The sequence below is a fragment of the Sorangiineae bacterium MSr11954 genome, from assembly GCA_037157815.1.
Taxonomy (GTDB): domain Bacteria; phylum Myxococcota_A; class Polyangia; order Polyangiales; family Polyangiaceae; genus Pendulispora; species Pendulispora albinea.
Map to the genome: position 1 here is coordinate 10,695,217 of CP089984.1, position 26,999 is coordinate 10,722,215.

At 63.4% G+C, this 26,999-nt stretch carries 23 protein-coding genes and 1 tRNA gene; 18 read left to right on the forward strand and 6 right to left on the reverse strand.

The window, feature by feature from the left end:
• Positions 1-5 precede the first annotated feature (5 nt).
• Together LZC94_41885 and LZC94_41890 are read left to right on the forward strand one after the other, a co-directional pair.
• Positions 6-809 carry an SDR family oxidoreductase gene (locus LZC94_41885; GenBank protein ID WXB14365.1) on the forward strand — a complete coding sequence of 268 codons (804 nt, stop codon included), beginning with the start codon at positions 6-8 and terminating at the stop codon, positions 807-809.
• 81 nt (positions 810-890) lie between these two features.
• Positions 891-2,918, forward strand: a complete 2,028-nt coding sequence (locus LZC94_41890; protein ID WXB14366.1) for a tetratricopeptide repeat protein — start codon at positions 891-893, stop codon at positions 2,916-2,918.
• A 108-nt stretch (positions 2,919-3,026) separates the two neighbouring features.
• On the opposite strand, the gene LZC94_41895 is transcribed toward LZC94_41890, so the two are convergent.
• Positions 3,027-3,794 carry a glutathione S-transferase gene (locus tag LZC94_41895; protein ID WXB14367.1) on the reverse strand — a complete coding sequence of 256 codons (768 nt, stop codon included), beginning with the start codon at positions 3,792-3,794 and terminating at the stop codon, positions 3,027-3,029.
• Positions 3,795-4,360: 566 nt separating this feature from the next.
• Between LZC94_41895 and LZC94_41900 the strand changes: the two genes are divergently transcribed.
• From LZC94_41900 to LZC94_41935, 8 genes are all read left to right on the forward strand, one after another.
• A complete protein-coding gene (locus tag LZC94_41900) occupies positions 4,361-5,383 on the forward strand; it encodes a hypothetical protein (GenBank protein WXB14368.1) in 1,023 nt (340 codons plus the stop codon).
• A 191-nt stretch (positions 5,384-5,574) separates the two neighbouring features.
• The gene (locus LZC94_41905) at positions 5,575-6,387 is read left to right on the forward strand and encodes a class I SAM-dependent methyltransferase (protein ID WXB14369.1); all 813 of its coding nucleotides are present in this window, start codon (positions 5,575-5,577) and stop codon (positions 6,385-6,387) included.
• A 267-nt stretch (positions 6,388-6,654) separates the two neighbouring features.
• Entirely contained in the window at positions 6,655-7,677 is a 1,023-nt protein-coding gene (locus tag LZC94_41910) for a glycosyltransferase family 2 protein (protein ID WXB14370.1), read from the forward strand.
• Complete coding sequence (locus tag LZC94_41915; GenBank protein WXB14371.1) at positions 7,674-8,786, forward strand: UDP-N-acetylglucosamine 2-epimerase; 1,113 nt, start codon at positions 7,674-7,676, stop codon at positions 8,784-8,786. The genes LZC94_41910 and LZC94_41915 overlap by 4 nt, the downstream gene beginning before the upstream one ends.
• Positions 8,787-9,035: 249 nt before the next feature.
• On the forward strand, positions 9,036-10,094 hold the full coding sequence (locus LZC94_41920; protein WXB14372.1) for a glycosyltransferase: 1,059 nt from the start codon (positions 9,036-9,038) through the stop codon (positions 10,092-10,094).
• Entirely contained in the window at positions 10,091-11,917 is a 1,827-nt protein-coding gene (locus LZC94_41925) for a hypothetical protein (GenBank protein WXB14373.1), read from the forward strand. The genes LZC94_41920 and LZC94_41925 overlap by 4 nt, the downstream gene beginning before the upstream one ends.
• 112 nt (positions 11,918-12,029) lie before the next feature.
• Entirely contained in the window at positions 12,030-13,223 is a 1,194-nt protein-coding gene (locus LZC94_41930) for a hypothetical protein (GenBank protein ID WXB14374.1), read from the forward strand.
• An 11-nt stretch (positions 13,224-13,234) separates the two neighbouring features.
• Positions 13,235-13,951 carry a methyltransferase domain-containing protein gene (locus LZC94_41935; protein ID WXB14375.1) on the forward strand — a complete coding sequence of 239 codons (717 nt, stop codon included), beginning with the start codon at positions 13,235-13,237 and terminating at the stop codon, positions 13,949-13,951.
• A gap of 145 nt (positions 13,952-14,096) precedes the next feature.
• On the opposite strand, the gene LZC94_41940 is transcribed toward LZC94_41935, so the two are convergent.
• The 3 genes from LZC94_41940 to LZC94_41950 all read right to left on the reverse strand — a co-directional run bounded on the left by LZC94_41940 (position 14,097) and on the right by LZC94_41950 (position 17,045).
• Positions 14,097-14,816, reverse strand: coding sequence for a hypothetical protein (locus tag LZC94_41940; protein WXB14376.1), 720 nt, complete (start codon positions 14,814-14,816; stop codon positions 14,097-14,099).
• A gap of 315 nt (positions 14,817-15,131) precedes the next feature.
• Positions 15,132-15,977, reverse strand: coding sequence for a hypothetical protein (locus tag LZC94_41945; protein ID WXB14377.1), 846 nt, complete (start codon positions 15,975-15,977; stop codon positions 15,132-15,134).
• A 99-nt stretch (positions 15,978-16,076) separates the two neighbouring features.
• Complete coding sequence (locus tag LZC94_41950; protein ID WXB14378.1) at positions 16,077-17,045, reverse strand: hypothetical protein; 969 nt, start codon at positions 17,043-17,045, stop codon at positions 16,077-16,079.
• Positions 17,046-17,208: 163 nt separating this feature from the next.
• On the opposite strand from LZC94_41950, the gene rfbA reads away from it, so the two are divergent.
• On the forward strand, positions 17,209-18,123 hold the full coding sequence (gene rfbA, locus LZC94_41955; protein WXB14379.1) for a glucose-1-phosphate thymidylyltransferase RfbA: 915 nt from the start codon (positions 17,209-17,211) through the stop codon (positions 18,121-18,123).
• A gap of 72 nt (positions 18,124-18,195) precedes the next feature.
• On the opposite strand, the gene LZC94_41960 is transcribed toward rfbA, so the two are convergent.
• Positions 18,196-19,050 (reverse strand): hypothetical protein, encoded by an 855-nt coding sequence (locus tag LZC94_41960; GenBank protein ID WXB14380.1) that lies wholly within the window; start codon positions 19,048-19,050, stop codon positions 18,196-18,198.
• A gap of 268 nt (positions 19,051-19,318) precedes the next feature.
• Here LZC94_41960 and LZC94_41965 point away from each other — a divergent pair, with 268 nt between their 5' ends.
• The 5 genes from LZC94_41965 (at position 19,319) to LZC94_41985 (ending at position 24,543) form a co-directional block, all read left to right on the forward strand.
• Positions 19,319-19,489, forward strand: coding sequence for a hypothetical protein (locus LZC94_41965; GenBank protein WXB14381.1), 171 nt, complete (start codon positions 19,319-19,321; stop codon positions 19,487-19,489).
• Between the two features lie 12 nt (positions 19,490-19,501).
• Positions 19,502-20,563 (forward strand): dTDP-glucose 4,6-dehydratase, encoded by a 1,062-nt coding sequence (gene rfbB, locus LZC94_41970; GenBank protein WXB14382.1) that lies wholly within the window; start codon positions 19,502-19,504, stop codon positions 20,561-20,563.
• A gap of 25 nt (positions 20,564-20,588) precedes the next feature.
• On the forward strand, positions 20,589-21,428 hold the full coding sequence (locus tag LZC94_41975; protein ID WXB14383.1) for a sugar nucleotide-binding protein: 840 nt from the start codon (positions 20,589-20,591) through the stop codon (positions 21,426-21,428).
• Positions 21,429-21,495: 67 nt separating this feature from the next.
• Complete coding sequence (locus tag LZC94_41980; protein WXB14384.1) at positions 21,496-23,139, forward strand: glycosyltransferase; 1,644 nt, start codon at positions 21,496-21,498, stop codon at positions 23,137-23,139.
• A 48-nt stretch (positions 23,140-23,187) separates the two neighbouring features.
• Positions 23,188-24,543 carry a hypothetical protein gene (locus LZC94_41985; protein ID WXB14385.1) on the forward strand — a complete coding sequence of 452 codons (1,356 nt, stop codon included), beginning with the start codon at positions 23,188-23,190 and terminating at the stop codon, positions 24,541-24,543.
• 16 nt (positions 24,544-24,559) lie between these two features.
• On the opposite strand, the gene LZC94_41990 is transcribed toward LZC94_41985, so the two are convergent.
• The gene (locus LZC94_41990) at positions 24,560-25,504 is read right to left on the reverse strand and encodes an NAD-dependent epimerase/dehydratase family protein (GenBank protein ID WXB14386.1); all 945 of its coding nucleotides are present in this window, start codon (positions 25,502-25,504) and stop codon (positions 24,560-24,562) included.
• Positions 25,505-25,686: 182 nt separating this feature from the next.
• On the opposite strand from LZC94_41990, the gene LZC94_41995 reads away from it, so the two are divergent.
• Positions 25,687-25,759: transfer RNA gene (locus tag LZC94_41995), tRNA-Lys, on the forward strand.
• Positions 25,760-25,931: 172 nt separating this feature from the next.
• Positions 25,932-26,999 carry a M4 family metallopeptidase gene (locus tag LZC94_42000; protein ID WXB14387.1) on the forward strand — a complete coding sequence of 356 codons (1,068 nt, stop codon included), beginning with the start codon at positions 25,932-25,934 and terminating at the stop codon, positions 26,997-26,999.

Here is a 26,999-nt window from a genome sequence, read left to right on the forward strand (position 1 = left end):
ACCTCATGGGAAACATCTTTCGAGCCAGCCTTTTCGATGGCCACACGGCCATCGTGACCGGGGGCGGCAGCGGGATCGGCCTTGCCATCGCGACCCAGCTCGGCGAGCTCGGCGCGAGAGTCGCCATCCTGGGCCGCAAAGCCGAGCGGCTCGAGACCGCCAAAGCGACCTTGGTGCAGCGCGGAATCCAGGTGCACACCGCCGTGTGCGACATCCGCGAGCCCGAGCAAGTCGCCACCTTCGTCGATGGCGTCGCGCACGCGCTGGGCCCGGCAACGATCCTGGTCAACAACGCCGGCGGTCAGTTTCCCACCACGGCCGAGCAGGTCACCGCGCGCGGATGGGAGGCCGTGGTGCGCAATAACCTCAACGGCACCTTCTTCATGACCCAAGCGGTCGCGACGAAGCACATGATCCCCGCGCGGCGCGGCCGGATCCTGAACATCATCGCCAACGTGCGGCGCGGCTTCCCCGGCATGGTCCACACGGGCGCCGCGCGCGCGGGCGTCGAAAATCTCACCAAGACGCTCGCCGTGGAGTGGGCGCAGTACAACGTCCAAGTCAACGCCATCGCGCCCGGCGTGATCAAATCGAGCGGCACCGATCAGTATCCGCCCGAGCTTCTCGAGGTGAGCCGCAAGCAGACCCCCGCGAAGCGCCTCGGCACCCCCGAAGAAGTCGCGCACCTCGCGACGTACCTGACGAGCGATGCCGCCTCGTTCGTCACCGGCGAGACGTGGTACATCGATGGCGGGGCCAATCTCTGGGGTGACAATTGGCCCATCCCGGATCCCGATCCGGCGATGTAATTCCAACCAGCAGAACAGCGGAATCGAGCAGGTATTAGGGCAGCGACAATGGAGGAACTGCGAACGGATCCTCGGCGAGACATGGAAGGTCACTCCGACGTTCCCGTCCCTCCGAACATCCCTCACCCGCCGCTCCCGACCATCGACATCGAGGAAGCTCCGCCCAGCACCTTTCTCGGCACCTGGCGCGGCTGGCTGCGCGACTATTTCCTCAACGAGGAGCCCACGGTCGGCGCAGCCATGGTGCCGTTCTGTTTTCTCTCCATCGTTCTTTTCACGCGCCACCCGCTCAAGACGAATTTCATCTTCGACGAGCAAGAAGCCATACTGGCCAATCCATACGTCCGGAGCGTCGCCGAACCCGCCTCCAAGCTTCATTGGCTCGACGCCTTCCACCGCGATTTCTGGGGCCTCCCGCACGATCGCAGCATCGGCTCCTACCGCCCCATCCCCGACTTGATCTGGCGCGCCCTCTGGGGCCTCGGCGCGCGCGATCAAACTCCATTTTTGCATCACTGGGTCAACGTCGTCCTGCACGCGCTGAACGCGGCGCTCCTCACGGTCATCGTGTCCAAGGTCACCAAGGACCGCGCGATGGGCTGGGTCGCCGGCCTCCTGTTCGTGACATGCGCCGTCCTCACCGAGGCCGTGAGCGGCGTGGTGGGCATCGCCGACGTGCTGGGCGCATTGGGCGTGCTCTTAGCCGCAGGCGCCCTCACCCTGTCGGCGTATTGGATGGTCCCGGCGGTCTTCCTCGCGACCCTCTTCGGGTTGTTCTCGAAGGAGAGCGCCCTTTGCGCGGTGCCCTTGGTGCCCTTTGCCGCGCTGATGCTCTCGCGCTACCTGCACCCGACCCGCCCGCGCGCGGTGGGCCGCGCGGTGCTGGCGGGCCTGGCGACGATCGGAGCGTTCGTATTTTACGTGGAGGCGCGCCGCCGTCTCTTTCCGGCTCCGCTGGCGCCCGAGATCAGCGCCGCGGCCAACGCGCACAAGCCATTTCTAGCGCGAACCTTCGCCGCCTTGTTACGGTGGTACGCGCAGCCGATCCTCCCGCGCGATCCGCTGAACAATCCGCTCATCGACGCGCAGCCCCTTTACCGCATCGCCGCCGGATTGCGCATTTACGCGCGCGGGCTCTTTCAAATCATTTATCCATCGACCTTGTCGGGCGACTACTCGGCGCCGCAAGAGCCGATCCCAACGAAGTTGATATTTCCGGAGAGCATCGCGGGCGCGGCGGGCATGGTCGCGCCGTTGGTGCTGGGCCCCGTGCTCGGGATCGTGGCGTGGCGCCGCGCGCGAAGGTGGCGCAGCGGCGAAGGCTATTTCGCCTCGCCGCACATCGCGTTGGTGCTCGGGCAAAAGTCGGGGCTGCTCGCGCTTTTGGGCGTATCCATCGTCTGGGTCGTCGTCTCGTATTTCCCCGTATCGAACATTCCCATTCTGCTGCCCACCGTCCGAGCCGAGCGCTTCTGGTATTTCCCGGCCCTGGGGACGAGCATCGTCTTGGCGGCCATCTTCGTCGCGCTGGGGCGCCGGCTGCGCGCGATGCACCTCGGCGGGCTGGTCACCGTGCTTCTCATCGTCTTCGTGGGCTTTCAAGCCTACGCAGCGCGCACCCACGCCAACGACTACACCGACGATCTCGTCTTCTGGGACGCCACCCGCCACGCGGTGCCGCGAAGTGCCAAGGCTCATCTCAACTACTCCGTGATGCAAGGCGCCCGCGGCCACCTCGAAGAGCGTCGCGTGGCCAACGCGGTCGCGCTGGACCTTGCCCCCACGTGGCCCATGGCCAACGTCTATTTGGGAGACACCCTCTGCCGCATGCATCGGGCCGAGGAGGGGTGGCCGTACTACAAACGAGGATTCCAGCTCGCGCCGAACGACCAAAACTTGATCGCGCTGGCGGTCCAATGTTTGTGGGATGAAAAGAAGCTCCAAACCGAATCGCTCGTGCGCACCGAGCTGGAGGAACTTGCGCAGGCGTTCCCCGGAACGTGGCTCGCGTATCTGGCGCGCGACACCATCGACAATGGCGATTCGCACGATGGCGTCGATCCGCAGTATCGGCCTCGGGGGTACAATCAGGGGCCGAAGGAGGAGTGACGCCGGCACGACGAGGCGTTGCGCGCAGATGCGCGACGCGAGGTCCGCGCGGGGGCGCTACGCGTTGCGCGCAAATGCGTGACGCGAGGTCCGGGCGCGGGGGCGGCGTCAATTCGGCTTTGCGTAGCGATGGCGGTCGTAAATCGTATCGCGCCATTTTACGAGATCGTCGTATTCACGCACGAGCGAGCGCTCCGTCCACACCTCGCGCAGCGCCGACGCGAGGCGAAGGAACCGATCCTCCACCGGGAGCACACCTTGAACCAAGGTGGCCATGGCGATATCGGCATACGTAAAGCGCCCGAGGATATACGGAGCGTCGGGCCTTCGCGTCACGAGCACGTCACGCAGCCGATCGAGCGCGCCGCGCAGTTGCATCACATGGGTCGCCCCTTCATCGGACCGCGCCTGGTACTTGCGTTGAAGCTGCCGGATCGTCAAACGCGCGACCGGCCGCAACGCGGGCCGGAGCCACTTGGGAACGAAGCTCGGCGCCGACGCGTCGAGCGCACCGCCGCTCTCGAGCATCTTCGCAAACACACGGGCGCGCACCCCGCCCATCCCCGCGTCGGCGACTTGGTTCCACTGGCGAATCTCCGCCTCGAGCCCGGCGGGCATCAACTTGTCACGCGTCCCCTCGCGATCCGCATAAAGTGCGATGTCCCACGACTCACAGTGCGCGTTTCCGTCCACCACGAGCACGGGCACCGTCACCCGCTCCTTCTGTCGCCCCGAGAGCTTCCGCAACCGGCGCTCCCCGACGATCGGCATATGGTCGACGGCGTCGTACTCGAGCCCATGGTGATCGAGCGCCCACCGCGCCCGCTCGGACCATGGTGACGGATGAAGGACGATGAGCTGCCGCGACCGTTTCATGGGCGGATGGTCGTCTTCTGGGGTGCGGGTTGGCAACGGAATTTTCGCGGGCGGCGCGGATTGGCCGGCAGCACCCGGCGACACTTTGCAACGCGCGTGGGGTGCGGTAAGGAGAGCGGTGGTTGCACCTTACTCGAGGTCGCTCGCTTGCTTAGCAGGTTGAAAAACATGAGACTTCGCCGGTCGGCGATTGCCGTGTGCAGCGTTCACGTCTGCAATCCTTCGGCGACGCGGGCTGCTCCGACGCAAACCCCGAATCCAAAGGCACGGCTGACGCTGGAAAAGGCGCACCTGACGTACGAAGGGCCCATGGTCCGAGGCTCCAACCTGGCTCCGTCCGGACGGGTGCGCCTTTACCTCCTGAGCAATCGGCCGATGCAGGCACGAAAATTTCTATTTATATGTTGCGACGCGGGCGCAATGAGCCGGAAATTGCATCAGCATGCGAAACGTTGCTTCCGGCTGCGCTCCCAGGCGATGTGGCATCGTCGCATACCGCACCGGCCGGGAAGAGTCGAATCGCAACTTTACTCCGGGTCGGTCGACTGCTTTATGGAGTGCCCATAATGAGGCTTCGCCACACCGTCGTCACCGCCAGTAGTCTTCTCGCCTTCGTAGCCCTCGTTGGGGACGCCGGATGCTCCGACTCCAACTCCGGCTCCGAAGGCACGCGTGACGCCGGAGAGGACGCTCCGCCCGTCATCATCCCCCTACCTGACGGCGCGCCTCTGCCCCCGCCGGACGGCTCGACATATCCTTGTGACCTCGGTAAGCCATTCGGCGCCCCGGCGCTCGTCCCAAAGGTGAACACTCCGGGCACGGAATTCGGAACGCTCTCGCACGATGAGCTGACCATCTATACTTCGGTCAAAGGTGTAGACTGGTTCCACATTTACTCGGCGACACGCCTGACTCCAAAGGACGACTTTGGCGTATTTCGGCGCGTCCCCAATGTCAACAACGGCACGACCAACGGCGACTACGAACCGCACGTCAGCGCAGATGGCTTGGAGCTTTACCTCTCGTCGGATCGAGGAGGCTCCGGGTCGACCGGACAATCCGATCTGTTCGTTGCAACACGAACCACTACCCTGACCGATTTTGGCTCCGCCGTCCCCGTGGCCAACGTGAACACGGAAAAGCTCGAGCGCGCCCCTGCGCTCGTCTCGGACAAGAGCGCGTTGTATTTCGCATCGGACGGATATGGGGGGCCGAGTGGAGGCCTGATCGTCAAGGCGATTCGCTCGGGTGGCGCGTACACGTCGCCTCAAACCGTTCCGTTGGGCACGACCACCGGAGATGGATCACCCGTGCCATCGGGAGATGATCGCATTCTATTCTTCGGCTCGGGCCGGAACGGCGCACGAGGGGGCAGTGATATATGGTTCGCAACACGCGCAAAAGCTTCCGACGTTTTCGACGATCCAACGAACGCACGTGACGTGGCAGCTCTGAACGGCGCATGGAACGATCGCCCAACTTGGCTCAGTCCGGACGGATGCCGGCTCTACCTCGAGAGCGATCGCCCCGTGCCGGCAGACGCCGGCTTGAGCGAATGGAACCTCTACGTGGCTACCCGGCCACGGTAATTGCGAGCAGAGGCACGCGTTTTCCGCAACCCGCGCGCACACGATCGGGCGTTGCACGTGCTCGCGGCCCCCTCACCCGCCCGCGGAGCGTGCTCCCTTGGCTCGAGGTTGTTGGGCGAATTTATCGCGATGGCAACCGTCGGAACCTGAGGCTTGATTGCCGTGTCGGAACTTGACAGCATGCCGGCCAAATGAGCTCCCCCAAGTCGAACTCTATCGATCGCGTAACGACGGCGTGGAAAGAGCACTGGGAAAAGTCCGACGTCCGTCCGGACGCCTCATGGAAGGGCTCGCTTCTCCGCCGCTACGTGGCCAGGTTCGGGGGATTTTCCAGCAATCGATACATCCTTCACAATGTACTTCTCAAGCACTTGAACGACGTGCGCGGAAAGAGCGTGTTGGACGCGGGGGCGGGGACCGGGCTCAACTCGCTCCCCCTCTCGTTGAGGGGGGCGGATGTCACTCTCCTCGACATTGCGCCGCGCGCTCTCGAGATTGCAAGCACCTATTACGCAGAGCTCGGACTGACGGCGCGCTGCGTCCCCGGTTCGATTTTCGAGATGCCCTTTCCGGATCGTTCGTTCGACATCGTCTGGAACACGGGCGTGATTGAACACTTCGAGCCGGTCGATCGCCGACGAGCTCTCCACGAGATGCTTCGCGTGATGAAGCCTTCGGGGGTACTGCTGACCGTAAATCCGAACGCCAATGCTCGTATCTATCGCTTCGCGAAAGAGCGAGCCGAACGATCGGGAACTTGGGACGTCGGCGTAGAGTACCCGATCGCCGGCCTCGCACCCGATGTCGATCATCAGAAATACGAACTTTTGGAAGAAGAGGCAGGCTTCCTGATGCAACTACACTTTCTGAAATATCTCCTCCCAAAAGCACTACGCTTTCCATACGTCGCCCTCCACGAAGGCGTCCAGTCGCTGGTGAATAACCTGAATCGCTATCCTGGCTATTTGAGAGTTTCGGTCATCCGCCAACGGGCGCCAGGTTGAGCACCATCCAGGAAGGCCATCCACGAACGGAGGAGGAGATGGCGCGCTGGCGCGTGTGTCGCAGCTGGTACTGCATCGCTCGGGGCGCGGTCGACCTTCCGGCATCACGCAACGATCACGCCGCGTGACGAGAGGTTCGCTCGGGCAGGCTTCGTCGGGGATGGGCTGCGGCCAAGGTCAGCCTACCTGGTGCTCCAAAGACTTGCGTCGCCAGAGCCCGCGAAAACAGATAGGAAGTTGACGGAAGCGGTACTAGGTTGGCCCTCGATGAGCGTTCTGTCGACGGACCGGGCGCCAACCCCACTCATCAGCGTTGTCGTACCGGTCTACAATGAAGGGAATAACCTGGAAGCCCTCCATGCTCGCCTGGAATCGGTGGCTGCTAGCATGGAAAATGCAGCATGGGAGTACCTTTTCGTTAACGACGGCAGCACGGACCACTCGCTTCTCACCCTTCAGAGCCTGGCGAGGAAGCATCAGAATGTGAAGGTCATCGACATGTCGCGCAACTTTGGGAAGGAGCTCGCCCTCACGGCTGGCGTGGCCTACTCCAAAGGGCACGCCATCGTGTGCATCGATGCCGACCTTCAGCACCCTCCGGAGGTCATCACCCAGCTCGTGGCTGCTTGGCGAAAAGGCGCCGAAGTCGTCGTCGCCGTGCGTCGTTCGACAGAACAAAAGGCGATTTTACGCCGCCTGAGTTCACGCGTTTTCAATTCTATCTCGACCCGCCTCTCCGAAACCAAGTCGGTCGCGGGCGGAACCGATTTCCGCCTTCTCGATAGGCGCGTACGCGACGCGTTGCTTCTCTTGGGGGAACGTCGTCGCCTCTTTCGTGGCCTCGTGGACTGGCTTGGTTTCGAGCGTGCATACATCGAATTCGATGCCGCAGAACGATGGCAGGGACGACCGACGTACTCGTTCTCCAAATTATGGGACCTCGCCATCGACGGCATCCTCGCTCACTCGTCACTTCCGTTGCGGATATTGCTGTATCTGGGCGTGCTCATCACCTTCGCGAGTGGGATTTCACTGGTCTGGATGCAAGTGTCCTATGATCTCGTCTCGCCGAGATTCCTCTACACACCGCTGGCCCGCGCCGTCGTCTTCAACACGCTCCTCAACGGCATAGTGCTGACGGCATTGGGCATTCTGGGACTGTACGTTTCGAGAATCCACACGGAAGTCCTGGGTCGCCCGCTCTACACCGTGCGAGCCACGCTAAACCTGGAGCAGCAGCCTCCGACTCCCCCCGCACTCAAACATCCGTTGGATGGCTTTCCAAGATGAGCAACGGCCTCCTTTACTTCTTCGTTGGCACGACCGCCGAGCTCATCAAGCTCGTTCCCGTGATCGCGCAGGCGCGCGCACGAAATCTCCCCTTTCGCATCATTGCCTCGGGACAGAACGACATCGCGAGCTCCGAGCTATGGGCCCTCGCTGGCGTGCCAGGTCCGGATGAAACGCTTCATACGGGTTCGATTCATCAATCGGCAGCAGGGCTCGCGTCATGGCTCGCCCGTACGGCCATCACGGGCCTCGCCCAGCTGCGGAGGACATTTCGGCGCGACGGCGCCAGCCGTGTCGCCGTCATCGTCCATGGAGATACGGTTTCGACGCTCCTAGGTGCGACGCTGGCAAAAGCGCTCGGCGCCCAGGTCTTTCACGTGGAAGCAGGACTGCGCTCGTTCAACTACGTACAGCCCTTCCCCGAGGAGATCTGCCGCGTTCTCGTAGGACGGATGGCCAACGTTGCCTTCTGCCCGAATCAGTGGGCGGCGGATCATCTGACTTCGCATCGAGGGCTTCGAACGATCGTCACGGGAGAGAATACACTCCTCGACAGTCTGAAGCTGGCGCTGGCCACGCGACCTCCGGAGGAGACGTTCGATTTCCTTCCCGAGAATTTTTTTCTTCTCGTCCTTCACCGGCAGGAAAACCTCTTCTCGAAGGCGCTGGTCACCCATGTCATCGATGCCGCGGAACGGGTGGCGCAGGGCATCCGCTGCGTATTCGTGCTGCACAAGCTCACCGAGGTCGCGCTCCGTCGATTCGGGTTGCTCGAGCGCGTCCGTCAGTCGGATCGCTTCGTTCTGGTTCCGCGCCTTTCGTACGTTACGTTCACCCAGACGTTGGCGCGTGCTCGCTTCGTGATAACGGACGGTGGTAGCAATCAGGAAGAATCGTACTATCTCGGTAAGCCGTGCCTGCTGCTGCGGAAAACGACGGAGCGCATCGAGGGATTGAACGAGAACGTCGTGCTATCGCCGGACCCGGCCTCGGCCATCGCCAGCTTCGCCGCGCGCCACGAAGAGCATGCGCGACCCGTGGTTTCGCTCGAGAAGAGCCCGAGTGAGATCATCGTCGACACGCTCGAGGAGTGGCTACGACACGGGTGAGTCATCCGAGCCGTCCCCGGGACGAACCGTGCGCCGCCCCATCGACCCCTCCTGGAACACACCGCGCGGGAACCAGGACGGAAACCGGTAGGAACTTGCCGGCAGCGGGACTAGGTTCTCGCTCCACGCGTTGGAGACTCTCGTGCCAGCTTCGTTCGCTTATCCGCCCATTCTCGCTGAATCCGACCCCGGGCGTGCCCTGATGGCGCGCAGAGATGTTTCGACCGGGAGAGCATCGAGGACGCGGTCATGATCCAGCAAAAGTCCGTCGACGGCGGCCTCACCATCGTCATCCCCACGTACAACATGGCGACCTTCCTGCCGGGCTTGTGGCAGAGCCTCGCCCGAAGTGGCATCACCGAGATCGCAGACGAAGTCCTCTTCGTCAACGACGGCTCGACCGACGACACGAAAGATGCACTGGCGCGTCTGGCCGGGAGCGCTGATCCTCCAACCGATAAGGTGAAGGTCCTGAATCTGCCGAGCAACGTGGGCAGATTCCGCGCGCGTCTGGCTGGCGCCCGGAGCGCAAAGTCACCGCGCATCCTTTTTCTGGACACACGCCTCGACCTTCCGAATGACCTCGGCTCCTCCGTCGCTCGGGTCGCGCGCGAATACCCCGCAGTCGTCGGGACCGTTGATATCGACGTGAGTCGCAATGTGTATTGTCTCTATTGGGATCGGTCGCACAGGTTCATCTTTCGGCGCCACTACGCCGCCGCGGTGCGTCCCATCACGCTCAGGCCGGACAATTTCGACCAGTACCTCAAAGGAACCACGGTCTTTCTCTGTTCGAAGCAGCATTTTCTCGATGTCTGCGAGCGGCTCGACTCCCAAATCGTGCTCAACGACGATACTCTTCTCATGCGCTCCATGGTGGATTCGACCCCCATCGTCATATCGCCGGACGTGCGCGTAGGCTGGGTTCCGCGCGAGACCACGTGGGCCTTTCTCGCGCGCCTATGGGAGCGCGGCCCGAGCTTCGTCGAGTACCATGTCTTCGACCGGCGCAGCAAATTCTTCTATGTCGTGATGCTGGCCCTCGTTGCACTGGTCCTCCTCGCGCTCCTCCTCGCCGTACGGCCGATTGTGGGGCTCGAGATCATCTTTGGCTGCGTGCTCGCCGTAGCACTATCGACCTCGCTGTTTGCCAAATCGCCTGCGGAATTCGTCAAGCTCCTTCCTCTGCACGTTGCCGTCGTGTTCGTGTTTGGCACCGGTGTTCTCAGAGGACTAGCCGTAAACAGCGTGCGCGCGATTCGGGGCACCCTTCCGCATTCGAAATCCGACGAGGAACTGCGAAAATGAACCCGCTCTTCGCCAAGATGGATCTCCTCTTCTCGCGCGCGAGGCAGCGGCTCCCGAGATGGTCTCCCGACGTCCTCGCGTGCCTCGTCATCGTGGCTATCGGTTACGTCTACCTTGCGCCGGCGTCGCATGATCTTTTCGATCCCAGATCCGACAGGATGATCGGCGACGACACGGATCTCATCGGGTTGTCCTGGCAATATCGCGTTATCGTCGACACCCTCTTACACGCACCATCACGACTCCTTTATGGTGCCATTTATACGGAGAACGTGAACGCCCCCCTGGGCGCGCCGCTCTGGATGCCTTGGATCGAGCGCATCCTCGTGCCCATACTCACGCCCATCACCAACGACGCCAATCTTCCCACGGCCGTGGCGTGGGCATTGATGGCGATCAACGGCGCTTCGGCGTACGTGTTCGGGCGCATCGTGAAGTGGCCGCGGCTCGTGTGCTTGGCGGCTGGGATCTGCTTCGCGTACAACAATTTCACGCGCGCCCGCGCCAATGTACATACGGCGCTCATCGGAGCGTTCGGCATCGCGCTGATTTTCATCGCTCTCGAGCTTCTGAGCAATCGAGATTTCATGACGCCCGAGCGAAAACGCCGCAGCATGACGTGGGCGTCGCTCGCGCTGCTCGCGGCGTGCTTTTCGGCCCATTACTATTTGATCATTTTCATCGTACTGAGCCCCTTTTTCTTCCTCTACTTTCTGCTGCGGGGCCGCAGCTCCAGGTTGCCACTTCTGCGATCGCTCGGACGTCTCGTCGTGTGCTCGCTGCCGGCGGTCGTCTTTCTGGGCTGGAATTTCATGATGCCCGTACCATCGGAGTACAAAAGCAGCATGGGTGCGCCGGAGATCCGCCCCGAGAATGCGAGTTACCTGCGCGGCTTCGGGTCACACCCAATCGACTATTTGGGGTTCGACGTAAAGCTCGGCTCGAACGATTGGCTGAAACCACGAGTCAAGTTCTCGGAAGCCATCCAGAAAGATCTCGCCGGAAGCAATTTGCACGAGCGGAGCAATGGCATCCGCTGGTCCCTTCTCGCCGTTCTGGCCGCCGCCACCGTCGCATACGTTTGGCCGAAGTTGCCGCGCGCGTCCGAGAGGCGAAGCAATCAGCTTCGAGGCTTATTTCTTTTGTTGGCGATCGCCTGCTTCTTGTTCTCGCTGTCGCCGCAAGGACTGAAATCGTTCGACGAAGAATTAGGGCCATCGCTCTTCATTTTCAAGCTCATTCCCGTCTTTCGCGTTCCATCGCGTTTCGGAATCCTCGCGCAGTTCAGCGTCATCGTCGTGGCTGGAGAGTTCTTGGCCAGCTCGATGCGTCGATGGACCCCTAGAAGACCGATGCTCAATGGAGCCGTCGGCTTGCTCTGCGTGGCCGGAGCGGTCATCGATTATGCTCCGCTGAATCCGGTCATGACGGCGGGCTTCGCCCCCATACGGCAGGAATTGGTACCCCCATCGGGTGAATGCGGAATGGGCATCTCCCTCCCGTATACGATATACGCATACTGGCTCTATCAGCAGACACGCGGGACGAACTGCCGCCTCATGATCCCTTCGTCGGACATGCGCAGCGAAGCAGCGCTCCAGACCTTCAACGGACAAAGGCAGTGGGGGCCCGCCAAGGCCAAGGAGTTCGCATCGTTCGCTCGATGCACGGGTATGGATTGGGTCGTTTTTACCTCCGAGATCGGTGTCCCCGCTCGAGAGGCTATCTGTAAGGATCTCGGATGGACGTTCGTTGCCGCAGACGAGTGCCGTTCTCCGGGGATCGCCCCACGAAAGAAGCGCGTGCTCGAATGCGTACCCTGAGCCATGCACTCCCGAGCGAGCTTCGTTCGCCTGCTGCCGTGGAGAGTCGCGCGGAGAGCGGTGCCGAGGCGCAGGGGCTCGTCCACGTGAGGCCACGTCCGTGATGCGTGGAGTGACCGCTTTGCGTGGTGGTACCGCGCTCATCGTCGCAAATTGCCTGGGGCTCTTCTTCAACTACATTCATCAGGCGCAAGCCGCCGCGCTCCTGCCGGCAGAATCGTTCGGACGGTTCAATGTATGGCTGGGGCTCGTCGGCATCGGAAGCTCGTTGGCCTTTCTTGCGCAGTTCGCTGCCAACTTCTTCATCTTTCCCGAGCGAGCTTTCGCCTACTGGCGTGTTGGCTCGATGGCGCTAGCAATTGCGCTCGCGGGCGTACACCTTGCGGTCCCTGGGGCTCCCCGTCCTGGCGTTTTGGCCGTGGAGTCCATCGTTTTGGGGGTGCTTCTCAACACGACGACGGGGCAGTATCAAGCGCGTCTCCGCTTCGGACCGATGGCATTTGCCGCGGTCACCCTTTTCGGCACTCGTGCTCTCCTGCCGAACATCGTCTCGCGTCCCGACGAGCAGACATTTTATGTCGCCACGCCCATCGCATTCATCGTGACCTTGAGCGCACTCATGATTTTCAGGGGCGGGAGTAAGGACGTCGCTCCCGCGCGGTCCTCGACTGCAGATGCTCCCACGGTCCGCAGAAGATTGGGGGCGGCCCTCGTCCTAGCACTATGCGCGTCCGTGTTTCCGAACCTCGACGTCCTCGGGGTGGCGTGGATCGCGCCACCGGAGACCGCGGGCCGCTTCGCACAAGTGGTCCTCTTTACGCGCATCCCGTACTTGCTCGGCGCATTACTGCTTCAAATAACGCTCCCCTACCACGTGCAGGGGGTCGATGGCGCGAGGCATGGATCGAGCGCGACATTCATCCACCGGCTCGAGTTGATCGTGATGGCCGGCGCCGCGGCGTGTGCGCCGCTCAATGCGCTCGCCGTGCCTTGGATCGCTCGGCGCCTGCTCGGGATCGATCTCGAGGGACAATCGTGGTTGATCTTGATCTCCAGCGCCAGTTTCGCGGCGCTCCTCGTCCTCTTTCGTGGCATTCAGCTCTCGTGTTCCCGAAGCAGGCTCCGCCTCCCGATCGCCTCCCTGGTGTTCGTGCTCGTTTTTTTGCTTTCGGCGCGCGCTTCGAGCCACGGCAACGCAATGACCTACTTGCTCGTCGCGGTCACGGCGTATGCGAGTGCGGCCATCGGTGTCCACGTCTTCACCCGAAAGCGGCCACCGTTGGCCCCGTCGGAAGACTTCCAGTAAGGTGCGATCCCGTGCGAAACATTCTCCAAGAACGACCGGCGCAAGATCCCCGTGGGACCTCCCGATTTGCCACGCATTTCGTCGACGATGCGGATCTGCAGAATCGGCGGATTCTCGACATCGGCTGTGGCTACGGAGGGTTCCTCCTGCATGCGGTCCAGCGGGGCGTCGAATCCGCGGCTGGCCTGGAGCCATCCGAGCAGGCCATCGCGACGGCTCGGGCGCACGTTCGTGATTCCAAAGTCGCCCTTCATATCGGGAGCGCAATACGCCTGCCGTTCGAGGACGGAGAGTTCGACACGGTCTCGGCCTGGGAGGTCATCGAGCACATTCCGAAGCAAACCGAGCCCCGAATGTTCGCGGAGGTCTTTCGGATCCTTCGCCCGGGTGGCGCGTTTTATCTTTCGACTCCGCACCGTTCGATTCGAAGCAATGCCCTCGATCCCGCATGGTGGCTCATCGGTCACCGGCACTATTCGGTAGATGCCTTGGAAGCGTTCGGCAGACGAGCAGGGTTCGATCTGATGAAGAGCGACGTTCGCGGAGGGTGGTGGCTGGCGACGCAAATCAATAATATGTATATTTCCAAATGGATATTGCGAAGAAGAACGCTCTTTGCAGATTGGTTCGACTCGCGCGTGGAAGCAGAAATCGCGAGAGGGCCGGGTTTCTACGATTTATTCGCCAAGTTCATCAAACCTCGTGCTGGCGTGGATTCCGTCGTGTAACCCGCTCACGAATGATGCCACTCGGGCGACTTGCGCGTCTTGGCTAGTGGATCCTCCTCGGGAGCAACGTTTGACCCGGGCTTGTCGCGATAGGAGGGATCGCTGGCGCGGCTCGCACATTCGAATCGGATATCGACGAGGCGAATCAGAACCCGTAGCGCGTCCGCATATACGCCTCGATCTGGGACGCACCCGCGTCAGTAACCGTGGCGTGAATGCCAAGCAGCGAGGCGATGTCTCCGTTGATGTACGCGGTGCCACTCGAGCCCCCAATGAATCCGTTCTCGTCGCGAGCACTGACGTCATCCGGAGCGACAGAGAGCGATCCGGCGGCAACGCCGTCGACTCGAAGGTCGAGACGACTCCCCGTGCGCCGGAACATCACGACATGCGGCTTATATCCCTCGTATCCGGCGTCGGCCGATGTGATCCGAACGTTGCGGGCCGTGCCCACCATGAAGCCGCTGCCGGGCGTCGCCGTGACCAGGAGGTGAACCCCCGGAGAAGGCTCTGGCGCAGCCACGCGGGCATAGATGGTACCCGCAAAGTTCCCCGGATCGACGATGCCGCTGTACCGAAGCACCGCGAAGACGGCGAAGTCGTCGCGATTCCAACGGAGAGATGCGGAGTCCAAGACGTTTAGTCGCGTGGTTCCATTGAACGCAATCGCCTGATGGCCACCGCTGAACGCAATCACTCTCGGCCGGAGCGCAACGGTCGTTTGCGTCGCGTGGTTCTTGTTTCCCGACGTATCCGTCCACTCCGACACGGTGCCGTCGGAGAGGACGGTATTGTCTCCGTCCAGCCAGAATGCCGGATGCAACATGGCCGGTGTCCACGGCGGCCGCGCATCCGGCGGTGTCACGATGATCATCCCATCAGGGCCGGCGTCGGGCATCGTCGAGGGAGAACCCTCATTTTGCGAAGAGCAGCCGCCGTACACGGCGGCGCTCGCGAGGAAGCCCACACAAGCAGGCAGAAGATAAGCGTAGCCAAGGTTCACTGCGCCGCTATATCACTCGCTCGTCCGCGCGTGAAGGCTACGCGCATCGACGCTTCTCCTGCGGGGATCGAGCAGCGCCAGGCCGGCGCGCGGCTACATCCACTGACGGGAAACCAGCAAGCCGGCGCCCCTGCGACGAGCCAATGAACGCCGCCTCGCTGCCGATGCAGTCTCACGTCAGAGCTTGTACCGCTCCTTCAAATACGCCTCGACCTTGGCGACGCTCTCATCGGACACCGCTCCGCGGACGCCGAGGAAGGTGGCGATGTCACCTACGAGAAACTCGACGCTCCCCGAGCCACCGATCAAGACATTGCGACCGGTGGCGCTGATATCCACCGGGGTGGCGGTCATCGTGCCGACGGTCAAGCTATCGATGCGAAGATCCAGTTTGCTGCCCTGGCGGCGAATCACGGTCACGTGCACTTTGCCGTCGCTGTACCCGCTGTTCGGTGACTTGAGCATGTCGTTCTCCACGCCCATCCACAGCTGACTCGGAGGCTTGCTTGCGAATAGGCGAAGGCCGGGCCCGCCGCCATCGGGCGCCTTGACATAGATGATCGCTGCGTAGTCCCCCGTGTCTTTGATCCCCGTGAATCGCAGCACCGTAAAGAACGCAAAGTCGTCCTTGCCCCAACGAAGGGACGGTGAGTCCGCGATCGACATCGTCTGGGCCCCCTCGAACGCAACCGCTTGGTGACCACCGCCGAACGCGGTCACTTTCGGACGCAACGTCGCGGTCGGCTGCGTTACATCATTGCTGTATCCCGACGTGTCCGACCACTGCGTAACGCCCTCTCCCACGGTGACGACATTGTCCCCGTCCAGCCAAAGTGCCGGCCGCAGCACCGCCGGTGTCCAGGGTGCGGGCGCGTCGGGTGGCGGGAGGATCACGATATCCGGTCCCGCGTCGCGCGCCTCGGGAGAGATATCGCTCGAGGAGGAGCAGGCGCTCGAAAGGACGGTCGCCACCAAGGCGGAACAAGCACAAACAGGCAGTAAGAAAGCGTGGCGGAACTTCATGGCGCTCACCCATACCACTCGGGCCTTCACCGGTGAAGCTGGGCAAGGCAACGCTGCAAAGCGACCGATGGTTTCTGGTTTTCTGGTTTCACTCGCCCTCTACGGCGCCCGCTCTGCCACGTAGAGCCGCAGCTTCGGCGAGCCCCCGTCTTCGAGCGGGCGATCGGACGACAGATACAAGCGGCAGTTGTCCGGTGAGATCCACGTTGGTGCGTCCTCGGACGCCGAGTTGAGCGAGGCGGCGTTGGTCAAGGAAGCGAACTTCTTCGATGTGTCGGAGCGGGTCGCCATCCAAATATCGGACTTTTGGCTGGGGGTGCGGGTCGATTGGAAGTAGATGGTTCGGCCGTCGGCGCTGATCACGGGGTTGCGGTCGGGGGCGGGATCGCTGAGCTCGGAGGTGTCGGTGAGGGCGCCGAATGTGCCGCCCGTGATGGGGGCGCGGAGGAGGTCGCGGCCGAAACCCGTGCCTTTGTCTTGGGTGAACCAGAGCTCGACGCCGTCGCGCAAATAGGGTTCGAACGATTCTCCGGTGGGTAGACCCGGAATCTCTTCGACCGAGCCGAATGCGAGCGAGGCGCTGTCCCTTCGCGCGCGATAGAGGCGGGAGGTGCCGGGGCTTCCGCCGTCTACGTCGCGGGTGCTGGCGAAGAGCAACGTTTTGTCGTCGGCGCTCACCCATGGGGAGAGATCGGCCTTGGGGCTGCTCACGCCGGGGACGGGGTTGCTCGCGCCGAAGGCGCTGGTGCGGCTGGTGCGGGTGGCGAATTGGAGGTGGGCGCCGTCGTCGAAGTAGAGAACGAGCTCGTTGGCGGTGAGGCGCGCGGAGGAGGCGTCGCGAGCCTCGAAGCCGGGGACCAGGGTTGGGGTGCCGAACGCCTTGGAGGGACTGCACTGGACGCTTCCATCGGGCGGCTGGATGAGAATCGGTGCGTCGGCAGCTGCGTCGTCGTCGGGGGACGCGGGCGAGGAGCCGGACGAGCAGCCTGGGTACGCGAGCACCGCGAGTGCAGCCAGGAGGGATGCGGATGCTGCGGCGAGCGATGCTGGGCGTGGTTTGGTCCTCATGCGAGACTCTTCGACCTGGAGATTGCGGCGGTTGCCTCCTCATTTCGCCGGGGCCGGATTTGCCTGTGGTTGGGCTGCGGGAAGTTGTATTCCAGTGCGATTTCGCGCCTATACTCGATCACGAAACCATGTCGAGCTCGGTACAGACAAACCTGGTGAGAGCATGTCGCAGCTAAAAGGCATCGTCCTGGCCGGAGGGTCCGGCACGAGGTTGCATCCGCTGACGCGCGCGGTGAGCAAACAGCTGCTCCCCGTTTACGACAAGCCGATGATTTATTATCCGCTCACGACCCTCATGCTCGCGGGGATTCGGGAGATCCTCGTCATCACCACGCCCGAGGACGCCCATGCCTTTCACCGTGTGCTCGGCGATGGTTCGCAATGGGGTATCCAGCTCTCCTATGCCGTGCAGCCGCGGCCCGAGGGGCTCGCGCAAGCGTTCATCATCGGGCGCGATTTCGTGGGTGGCGATCGGGTCGCGTTGGTGCTCGGCGACAATATTTTCTATGGGCACGGGCTGGTGGCGCTATTGCAACAAGCCGCCGCGCGCCAGGACGGCGGGACGATATTCGCCTATCATGTGCTCGATCCCGAACGCTACGGCGTGGTGGAGTTGTCCCCGGGGGGCAAGGCGCTGCGCATCGAAGAGAAGCCGCGGGAGCCGAAGTCGAATTACGCGGTGACCGGGCTCTATTTCTATGACAATCGGGTGCTCGACATCGTGGCGGGCCTCGAGCCTTCGGCGCGCGGGGAGCTCGAGATTACCGGGGTCAATCAGGCGTATTTGGAGCTCGATGCGCTCCATGTCGAGATCATGGGCCGCGGCTACGCGTGGCTCGATACGGGGACCGTCGCGTCGCTGCAGCACGCCTCGCAGTACGTGGAGATCGTGCAAGCACGGCAAGGCTTGTCCATTGCGTGCCCCGAAGAGATCGCTTATCGCCTCGGCTACATCGATGCGAACGCCGTGCTGCGGCAGGCGGAAACGCTCAGGAACTCCGAGTACGGCAAGTATTTGCGGCAGTTCATCGAGGCCGTGCGCAGCCGACCGGGCGACGGGGGGGACGAACTCGTGTAGGATGCGCGCCCGATGCAGGTCATTCTCGTCACCGGCGGCGCTCCCGCGCCACGTACGTGGAACCACATCGAATCAGAAGCCATACCGATTTCTCATATACGTCTCGACCTGAATTTCTTGTGCGTCGGTCACGGTACCGTGAATTCCAAGTAAGAGTGCAATATCGCCCTTGAGGAACTCGACGTCCGGGGCGCCGCCGATGAGCGCGTTGAAACCCGAAGTGTTGACGTCTTTGGTGTTCACCAGGGATCCGACGACCGCGCCGTCCACACGAAGCTCGAGCGAGGTACCCGAGCGTCGAAGAACGGCGATGTGCATTTGCCCATCGGCGTAACCGACCGCCCCGCTTTTCGTCGACTTGATCCTCGTGTCGGCGTCCGTGCCTGCCCAGAATTGGCTCGGCAGACCCGTCGCAAAGAGCTGGACGCCTGGAAACGGACTGTTCGAGGCGTTCTTCGCATAGATGACTCCTGCGACTTTCTGCGGGTGATTGATGTCGGTGTAACGAAGGGCCACGAAGACCGCAAAATCGTCGGTGCCCCAGGTGAGGCTCGCCGAGTCTGCGATGATCATCCGAGTCTCCCCATTGAACGAAACGGCTCGACGTCCGTTGATGGTGACGACCCCAGGTCGGAGTGAGACGGTCGTCTGCGTCGCATGGTTGTTGTTCCCGGATGTATCCGACCACTGGGAAATGGCGCCATCAACGAGTATGACATTGTCCCCATCCAGCCAAAAAGCCGGCCGCAGCATTGCCGGCGACCACGGTGTCGGTTCGCGGATGGTGATGGGCGGAACATCGGATCCGGCGTCGCTTGCTGACGGCGAGTTGTCGTTCGACGAAGAACAGCCGCTAGAAAAGACGGACGCTCCTAGCACGGAGCATGCACAAATAGGTGCGAACAAGAAAGCGTAGCGCCGGTTCATACCGCTCTCCCATATCACTCGACCTCACCCCGAGAAAGGGTGCCCGTGTCGAACGAAGCTCCGCCTACATTTCACCGACGACGCTACAGCCCCCTCGCGAGAAGTAGCAGCACACCTTGGCGAGCCGCCGTTGAACGCGCGTCCGCTCATGTGCCATCCGCATACCCAACTTCTAGCTACGGCGCCGACCGTTTCACCAACGACCGTATACGAAAGAGTCCCCGGCCGAGCCCCTGCTCCGTTCGTACGCGTGCAAGCACGGCAAGGCTTGTCCATTGCGTGCCCCGAAGAGATCGCTTATCGCCTCGGCTACATCGATGCGAACGCCGTGCTGCGGCAGGCGGAAACGCTCAGGAACTCCGAGTACGGCAAGTATTTGCGGCAGTTCATCGAGGCCGTGCGCAGCCGACCGGGCGACGGGGGGGACGAACTCGTGTAGGATGCGCGCCCGATGCAGGTCATTCTCGTCACCGGCGGCGCGGGGTTCATCGGGTCGAATTTTGTGCATTATGCACACGATCGCGGGAAGCGCATCGTCGTGTTCGACAAGCTCACGTATGCCGGCAATGCGGACAACGTGGCGTCGCTCGAGGGCGATCCGAATTATGCCTTCGTAAAAGGAGATATCGCCGACCGCGCGCTGCTGGCAAAGGTGCTGGTGGAGCACCGCGTGGATGCCATCGTGCACTTCGCGGCCGAGTCGCACGTCGATCGATCCATCGATGGTCCGGGGGCGTTCGTGCACACCAACGTGGTCGGCACCTTCGAGCTGCTCGAGGCCGTGCGGGCCCACCTGGGCGGGCTCTCGGACGCGGAGCGAAAGCGCTTTCGGTTCGTTCATGTCTCCACCGACGAGGTGTTCGGCTCGCTCGGGGCCACGGGCGCCTTTCACGAGGAGACGCGCTACGCGCCCAATTCGCCCTATGCTGCGTCCAAGGCGGCGTCGGATCATTTGGTGCGCGCGTACCGCGAGACGTATGGGGTGCCGGCCATCACCACCAACTGCTCGAACAACTATGGGCCGTATCAGTTTCCGGAGAAGCTCATCCCGCTGGTGACCTTGAACGCGCTCGACGGCAAGCCCCTGCCCGTGTACGGCGACGGCTCGAACGTGCGCGATTGGCTCTTCGTCGAGGATCACTGCGCCGCCATCCTGCGCGTGCTCGAGGAGGGGCGCCTGGGGGAGACGTATTGCATCGGCGGGCGCAGCGAGAAGAAGAACATCGACGTGGTGCGGACCATTTGCAGCGCGCTCGACGAGATGGCGCCGCGGGCGACGCCGTATGCGGATTTGATTACGTTCGTGCGCGATCGGCCGGGGCACGATCGGCGCTATGCGATCGATTGCGGGAAGCTCGAACGCGAGCTGGGGTGGGCGCCCGCGCATACGTTCGAGAGGGGGCTTCGCAAGACGGTGACGTGGTATCTCGAGCACCGCGCGTGGTGTGAGCGCGTGAGCTCGGGTGCGTACAAGCGCGAGCGGCTCGGGCTCGGCGATGCGGGCGAAGCATGATGGGATCACCGGAAGGAATGGCGCGATGAGCGTTCTCGTTTTTGGAGCAGGTTTTCTCGGGCAGCGCCTCGCGCGCGAGGTGCCCGGCGCGAAGCTCGCGCGGGTCGACATCACCGATGCGCGCGCGGTCGCCGCCGCCATCGAGGAGCACCGGCCTGCGGCGGTCTTGAACGCGGCAGGCAAGACGGGGAAGCCCAATGTCGATTGGTGCGAATCGCACCCCATCGAGACGTACCGATCCAATGTCACGGGCGCGCTCACCTTGGCCGAGCAGTGCGCGAAGGCGAGCGTGTACCTCTTGCACCTCGCGTCGGGCTGCATTTTCTATGGTCCCTCGCCCTCCCCCGGCGGCTGGCGCGAGGACGATGCGGCCAACCCCAGCGCGCTCTATTCGCGGACCAAGTATGCCGCCGATCTGGTGCTCTCCCGCTTGCCCAACGTGGGCATCGCGCGGCTTCGTATGCCCATCGACGGCGTGCCGGGATCGCGCAACCTCATCACCAAGCTCGCCGCGTACCGTCAAGTCGTGGACGTAGAAAATTCGGTCACCATCGTGGACGATTTGGTGCGCGTGGTTATCGGCCTCATCGAGAAGCGCGCCACCGGGGTCTTTCACGTGACCAACCCTGGAACGATGCGGCATCGCGATTTGCTCGCGCTCTATCGCGAAATGGTGGATCCCACCTATACCACCACGTTCATCGGCGAAGACGAGCTCGTCGCCAAGGGCCTCGCGGTTCGCGCGCGATCCAACTGCGTCCTCGCCTCGCCGCGGCTCGATGCCATCGGCCTCACCATGCGACCCATCGACGTGGCGCTTCGCTCCACCATGGCGGAATATGCGCGCAGGGTGCGCACCACGTAGCGCGCGCGAATCGCGCCGATTTGCACGAAAGGTGCGGCCTCGGCGTCGTCTGGTATATTCCGCCCCGATGCTGGAAAAATCCGATCGACCGCGGCTCCTTATCTTCGTCATTGCCTACCACGCCGAGTCCACCTTGCGGCAGGTGCTCGAACGCGTGCCGCGGGCCATCTTCGACGAGTACGCGTGCGAGGTGCTGGTCGTCGACGATGCCTCGACCGATCGGACCTTCGAGATTGGACAAGATTACCGGCACGTCCACCCCGAGACCCCGATGACCGTTCTTCGGAACGAGCGGAACCAGGGCTACGGCGGCAATCAAAAGGTCGGCTACACGTACGCCATCGCGGAGAAGTTCGACTTCGTGGCGATGATTCATGGCGATGGACAGTACGCGCCCGAAGAGTTGCCGAGGCTGATGGAGCCCCTGCGCGACGGGCGGGCGGACGCCGTCTTCGGCAGCCGCATGATGGTGCCCGGCGCCGCGCGAAAGGGCGGGATGCCGCTGTACAAATTCGTGGGGAACAAGATCCTCACGCGCGCGCAGAACGCGCTCCTCGGCACCCGATTGAGCGAGTTCCACAGCGGCTACCGCATTTATTCCACGCGGGCGCTGGCGCGGATACCGTATCGGCTCAACTCCAACGATTTCCACTTCGACACGGAAATCATCATTCAGTTTCTCAATGCCAAATTGACCATCGAGGAGCTGCCGATCCCCACGTACTACGGCGACGAGATCTGTCGCGTGAACGGGATGAAGTACGCGAAGGACGTGATGGTCGCCACCACCAAGAACGCGCTCCACCGCGCGGGGGTGCTCTACCAGCGGCGCTTCGACACCGAGGAGCAGGAGAACGCGCACTACGATCTCAAGCTCGGATATGCGAGCAGCCATAGCTGGGCGCTGGAGGCGGTGCCGCCCGGGGGCAATGTGATCGACATCGGCGCGGGGCCCGGCGGGATGGCGCAGGAGCTGCTCGGCAAGAGCTGCAACGTGGCGGTGGTCGATCAGTTCGATCTCAGCGTGAAGCCCACCGACATCGAGGACGCGTCGCGCATCAAGGTGTTCGTGCAGGACTTGGACGAGGCGCCCAAGTTCGATGTGCGGCCCTACGAGCATTTGCTCCTCTTGGACGTGATCGAGCACCTCAAGAGCCCCGAGCAGTTCCTCGAGCGCCTGCGCGCGCAGTTCGATCACGAGCCCAAGCACCTGGTGCTCACCACGCCGAACATCGCGTTCGTGGTGCAGCGCTTGATGCTCTTGGCTGGGCAATTCAACTACGGAAAGACGGGGATCCTCGACCGAACGCACACGCGGCTCTTCACCTTCCGCTCCATCCGGCAGCTGCTGGAGGACACGGGCTTCCGCATCAAGGAGATCCGCGGGGTGCCCGCGCCCTTCCCCAAGGCGCTCGGCGACAACGTGGTTTCGCGCTTTGCGCTGAACGTGAACCTCGCGCTCATTCGCGTGAGCAAGACCCTCTTCTCGTACCAGATCTTCATCGAGGCCGAGGGGACGCCCGATATGCACTTCGTGCTCGCCAACACCAAGGAGAGCAGCGCCAAACGCGAGGCCAAGCGCCAGCGCACGACCAACGGGCACGCCGTGCTCGATGGCACGGTGAACGGGCAGAACGGGCACGCGGCGCTCGATGGCCGCATGAACGGGCACGCCGCCACCTTGGGTGGTGGCGGCAACGGCTCGCGGTAGCCCTCTTCGAGAGGCGTCTCCTCCTCGAGGCATCCCATGTCGATTCCCATGAAACGTGAGACCGGCTGGCTGCTCGTCGTCGCGTGGCTGATCGGGTTGGTCATGCTGCTGACGGCGGGCATCTACGATGGGCCGCTCGCCGAGCCGGCGCTCGCCCTCGTCTTGCTCTGCGCCGGAGTGCTCGGCGTGTACTTCGTGCGGCTGCTGCGGCGCGCGCCATCCGCCGCCACCCCGGCGCGGGTGCCGCTCGTGGCGGCGCTGGTCGGGCTCGTGGTCTTTGCGGTGGCCATCTTTGCCGATCGGCGGCTGCTCATCGACACCGACGCCGTGCCGCGGATCATCCACGGCATCGAGCTCGCCCAGCTCGCGCTCCTGGCGTCGTACGTACCGGCGATTTTATGGAAACGCAGCGAGCCGCGCGCGTGGGTCGAGGGGCGCTTCGCGCTGTTCACGATCTTCTTCGTGGTGGGCGGGGCGAGCGTCTTGGCGCTCTCGCCGCACCCGCACATCGACGTGTTTACGTTTCACACGGAGGGGGCGCGGGCGCTGCTCCACGGTGAAAATCCGTACCTGCTCGAGATGCGCGAGACCGGGCCCACCAAGCTGACCTTGGGCTTCGTGTACCCGCCGACCCCGGCGTATTTGAGCCTGATCGCGCTGGTGCTCGGCGGCGACGTTCGCTGGGCGCAGCTCACGGCCATTCTGGCGACCGGCTTGGCCATGCGCTTTCTGGCGCGCGGCGGGTGGAGCGCGCGCGACGATCGCGCCGGCTCGGCGCTGCTGGAGGACGCTCCGAGCCTGATGCTGTGGCTGACGCCCAAGGCGTTCTTCTTCATCGAGCAGGGCTGGAACGATGTCTTTCCCGTGTCCTTCGTGGCCCTCTCGCTGCTGGCGCACGCGCGCGGGCGCAAGCGGCTGTCGGCGCTGCTTTTGGGCGTGGCGCTGAGCTCGAAGCAGACGATGGTCTTGCTGGTGCCGCTGGCGTTGCTCCTCGGGTTTCAGCTGGTGGAGTGGGGCATCTTCCTCGGGACGGCCGCTATCCTGATCGTGCCGCTCGCCTTGTGGAACTACCCGGCGTTCCATCACATGGTGGTGCTGCTGCAAGGGCAGCTACCCCCGAGGCCCGATGGGCTCACGCCGATGAATTGGCTTTACCGCCACTTTGGCATCGTGCCCCGCGGCGGCACGGGGATCCTGCTGGCGGTGGTGACGTCCGCGATGGCCGCGTGGCGGGCGCCGCGCTCGCGAAGGGCCTTTGCGCTCTCGGCGGCCACCGTGTTCTTCGGCTTCTACGTGTTCAACAAGTGGACGTTCCTGAACTACTACTTTTTTCTGACCGGCCTCGCCGCCCTGGCCGCCGCCGTGACGGCCGGAGAGCGGAGCGAGTCCGCGCCGCAAGGCTAGGTGTGCCTAGGCTCGCCTAGGAGACCTCCGCGAGCCATGCCGCCTCGGCGCGCAGGCCCTCGCGGAGCGATACCTTGGGCGCATAGCCGAGCAGGGTGCGCGCGCGGGTCGCGTCCGCCCAGGTGTGGTGCACGTCGCCCAGCTGGCGCTCGCGCCGGTCGATGCGCAGAGGCCCTACGACCTCGCCCAGGGTCGCCAGGACCTCGTTGACGGTGACCCGGGAGCCGCCGCCGATGTTGAACACACCGCCCTCGGCGGCCTCCATGGCGGCCAGGTTGGCGTCGACGGCGTCGGCGATGAAGGTGAAGTCGCGCGTCTGCTCGCCGTCGCCGTAGAGCGGAATGGGCTCGCCCCGGCGGGCGGCCGTGATGAAGCGATGGAACGCCATGTCGGGGCGCTGGCGCGGGCCGTATACCGTGAAGTAGCGAAGCGATGTGGTCGGTACACCGAGGTTCATGCGATAGAGCTCGCAGAGGTGCTCGCCGGCCAGCTTGGTGACCCCGTAGGGCGAGTATGGCTTGGTGGGGCTGCTCTCGCGGGTCGGGAGCTCGCGCTCCTCCGTGTTGCCGTACACGGAGGACGACGACGCGTAGACGAGGCGGCGAATGGGGTCCTTGCGCGATTTGAGCGCCTCCAGCAGGCGCTGGGTGGCCAGCACGTTGTCGTGGAGGTACCCGCCGAAGCTCTGGCCCCAGCTCGCCCGCACGCCCGGCTGCGCGGCCTGGTGAAAGACCACCTCGGCGCCCTCGAGGATGGGCGCCAGCTCACAGGTGGCGATATCCGCCTCCACCAGCGAGAACCGCGCTTCATCGCGCAGGCGGGCGAGGTTTCGCTCTTTGATGGCGCGCGCGTAGTAGTCCGTGAATCGGTCGATTCCGACCACTTCGTGCCCCAGGGACACCAGGCGCTCGGCCAAGTGCGATCCGACGAATCCGGCGACTCCGGTGACTGCGATGCGCATATTCCGCTCAGCCTACTCGGCCGGGCGGCTGAGTAAACAGCCGAACGGTTTTCAGCACCCGAAAATCCGCAGGATTTCATGTGCCATGGTGGCCGAAATGACGCGACGCATTTTCTGGCCTTGACTCTAGCGCGCCTGCCGGATAAACGAGCGGTTCTCAATTCGCGAACGTAGCAACGAGCGGGCCATTAGCTCAATTGGTAGAGCAGCGGACTCTTAATCCGTTGGCTGAAGGTTCAAGTCCTTCATGGCCCACTAAACGCAGAGCAGGGCGACGAAGAATTTTCTCCCCGAGTGCGGGTGCGCGAGACCGAGGTCCGACGCGGGCGCACATCCCTCCGAGCAGCACGACCGAAAGTCCTAACGAGGACGCGGCCGACGTGGCACGAGTATACGACCACACTTGCTCAGGAGAGGCCGAGGACACATGGGAAACATGGACCGCAGTGGCCGGACCATTCACTGCTTTCTTCCCCCGCATATTCTTCGCAACATCGCCAAGAACGGCACCGATCAGGAGCGCGACGCGGCGCTTCAGACGCTCGCGTTGGACACCACGGCGCGGACCAGCCGCGTGGTGCAAGCCTTCGCGCGGGTGGCGGTGCGCCAGCCGCTGTTCGACGTGGGCATCCCCAAGGTCCAGCGGACCATCTACGACGCCGGTGGAAGGACCGAGCTGCCGGGGAGGGTCGCGCGGGGTGAGGGCCAGGAGAGCGCGGGGGACGTGGCCGTCGACGAGGCCTACGATGGGCTCGCGGCCACGTTCGACTTCTACGCCAAGGTCCTGAACCGCAACTCCATCGATGACAATGGCCTGCCGCTGCGCGCCACCGTCCACTACGGCCGCAACTACGACAACGCGTTCTGGAACGGCGAGCAAATGGTGTTTGGCGACGGCGATGGAACGCTCTTCAACCGCTTCACCATCGCGCTCGACGTCATCGCCCACGAGCTGACGCACGCGGTGACCGGGAGCGAGGTCGGTCTCGTCTACCTGGGGCAGTCGGGCGCGCTGAACGAGTCGGTCTCGGACGTTTTTGGCTCCTTGGTCAAGCAGTACGCGGCGAAGCAGTCGGTCACGGCGGCGGATTGGCTCATCGGGCAGGGGCTCTTTACGAACTCGGCCAACGCGCTTCGCTCGATGAAGCGTCCGGGCACCGCGTACTCCGATCCCGTGCTCGGCTCCGATCCGCAGCCGGATCACATGACCAAGTACGTGGAGACCCACGAGGACCACGGCGGGGTGCACATCAACTCGGGGATCCCCAACCGCGCCTTCTACGAGACGGCCACGGCCCTCGGAGGCTTCGCGTGGGAGAAGGCGGGGCGCATCTGGTACGGGACCATCCGGGACAAGACGCTTCGCTCGAACGCGTCGTTCGCGAGCTTTGCGCGTCACTCGGCCACCGTCGCCCAGCGCCTCTACGGCGCCGAGAGCGTCGAGCGAAAGGCCGTGGTCGAGGGTTGGGGTAAAGTCGGCATCGAGATCGCCTGA

Coding starts and splice junctions, on each gene's coding strand:
- LZC94_41885 (WXB14365.1), top strand. CDS start 6: ATGGGAAACATCTTTCGAGCCAGCCTTTTCGATGGCCACACGGCCATC.
- LZC94_41890 (WXB14366.1), top strand. CDS start 891: ATGGAAGGTCACTCCGACGTTCCCGTCCCTCCGAACATCCCTCACCCG.
- LZC94_41895 (WXB14367.1), bottom strand. CDS start 3,794: ATGAAACGGTCGCGGCAGCTCATCGTCCTTCATCCGTCACCATGGTCC.
- LZC94_41900 (WXB14368.1), top strand. CDS start 4,361: ATGAGGCTTCGCCACACCGTCGTCACCGCCAGTAGTCTTCTCGCCTTC.
- LZC94_41905 (WXB14369.1), top strand. CDS start 5,575: ATGAGCTCCCCCAAGTCGAACTCTATCGATCGCGTAACGACGGCGTGG.
- LZC94_41910 (WXB14370.1), top strand. CDS start 6,655: ATGAGCGTTCTGTCGACGGACCGGGCGCCAACCCCACTCATCAGCGTT.
- LZC94_41915 (WXB14371.1), top strand. CDS start 7,674: ATGAGCAACGGCCTCCTTTACTTCTTCGTTGGCACGACCGCCGAGCTC.
- LZC94_41920 (WXB14372.1), top strand. CDS start 9,036: ATGATCCAGCAAAAGTCCGTCGACGGCGGCCTCACCATCGTCATCCCC.
- LZC94_41925 (WXB14373.1), top strand. CDS start 10,091: ATGAACCCGCTCTTCGCCAAGATGGATCTCCTCTTCTCGCGCGCGAGG.
- LZC94_41945 (WXB14377.1), bottom strand. CDS start 15,977: ATGAAGTTCCGCCACGCTTTCTTACTGCCTGTTTGTGCTTGTTCCGCC.
- LZC94_41950 (WXB14378.1), bottom strand. CDS start 17,045: ATGAGGACCAAACCACGCCCAGCATCGCTCGCCGCAGCATCCGCATCC.
- rfbA (WXB14379.1), top strand. CDS start 17,209: ATGTCGCAGCTAAAAGGCATCGTCCTGGCCGGAGGGTCCGGCACGAGG.
- LZC94_41960 (WXB14380.1), bottom strand. CDS start 19,050: ATGAACCGGCGCTACGCTTTCTTGTTCGCACCTATTTGTGCATGCTCC.
- rfbB (WXB14382.1), top strand. CDS start 19,502: ATGCAGGTCATTCTCGTCACCGGCGGCGCGGGGTTCATCGGGTCGAAT.
- LZC94_41975 (WXB14383.1), top strand. CDS start 20,589: ATGAGCGTTCTCGTTTTTGGAGCAGGTTTTCTCGGGCAGCGCCTCGCG.
- LZC94_41980 (WXB14384.1), top strand. CDS start 21,496: ATGCTGGAAAAATCCGATCGACCGCGGCTCCTTATCTTCGTCATTGCC.
- LZC94_41985 (WXB14385.1), top strand. CDS start 23,188: ATGAAACGTGAGACCGGCTGGCTGCTCGTCGTCGCGTGGCTGATCGGG.
- LZC94_41990 (WXB14386.1), bottom strand. CDS start 25,504: ATGCGCATCGCAGTCACCGGAGTCGCCGGATTCGTCGGATCGCACTTG.
- LZC94_42000 (WXB14387.1), top strand. CDS start 25,932: ATGGGAAACATGGACCGCAGTGGCCGGACCATTCACTGCTTTCTTCCC.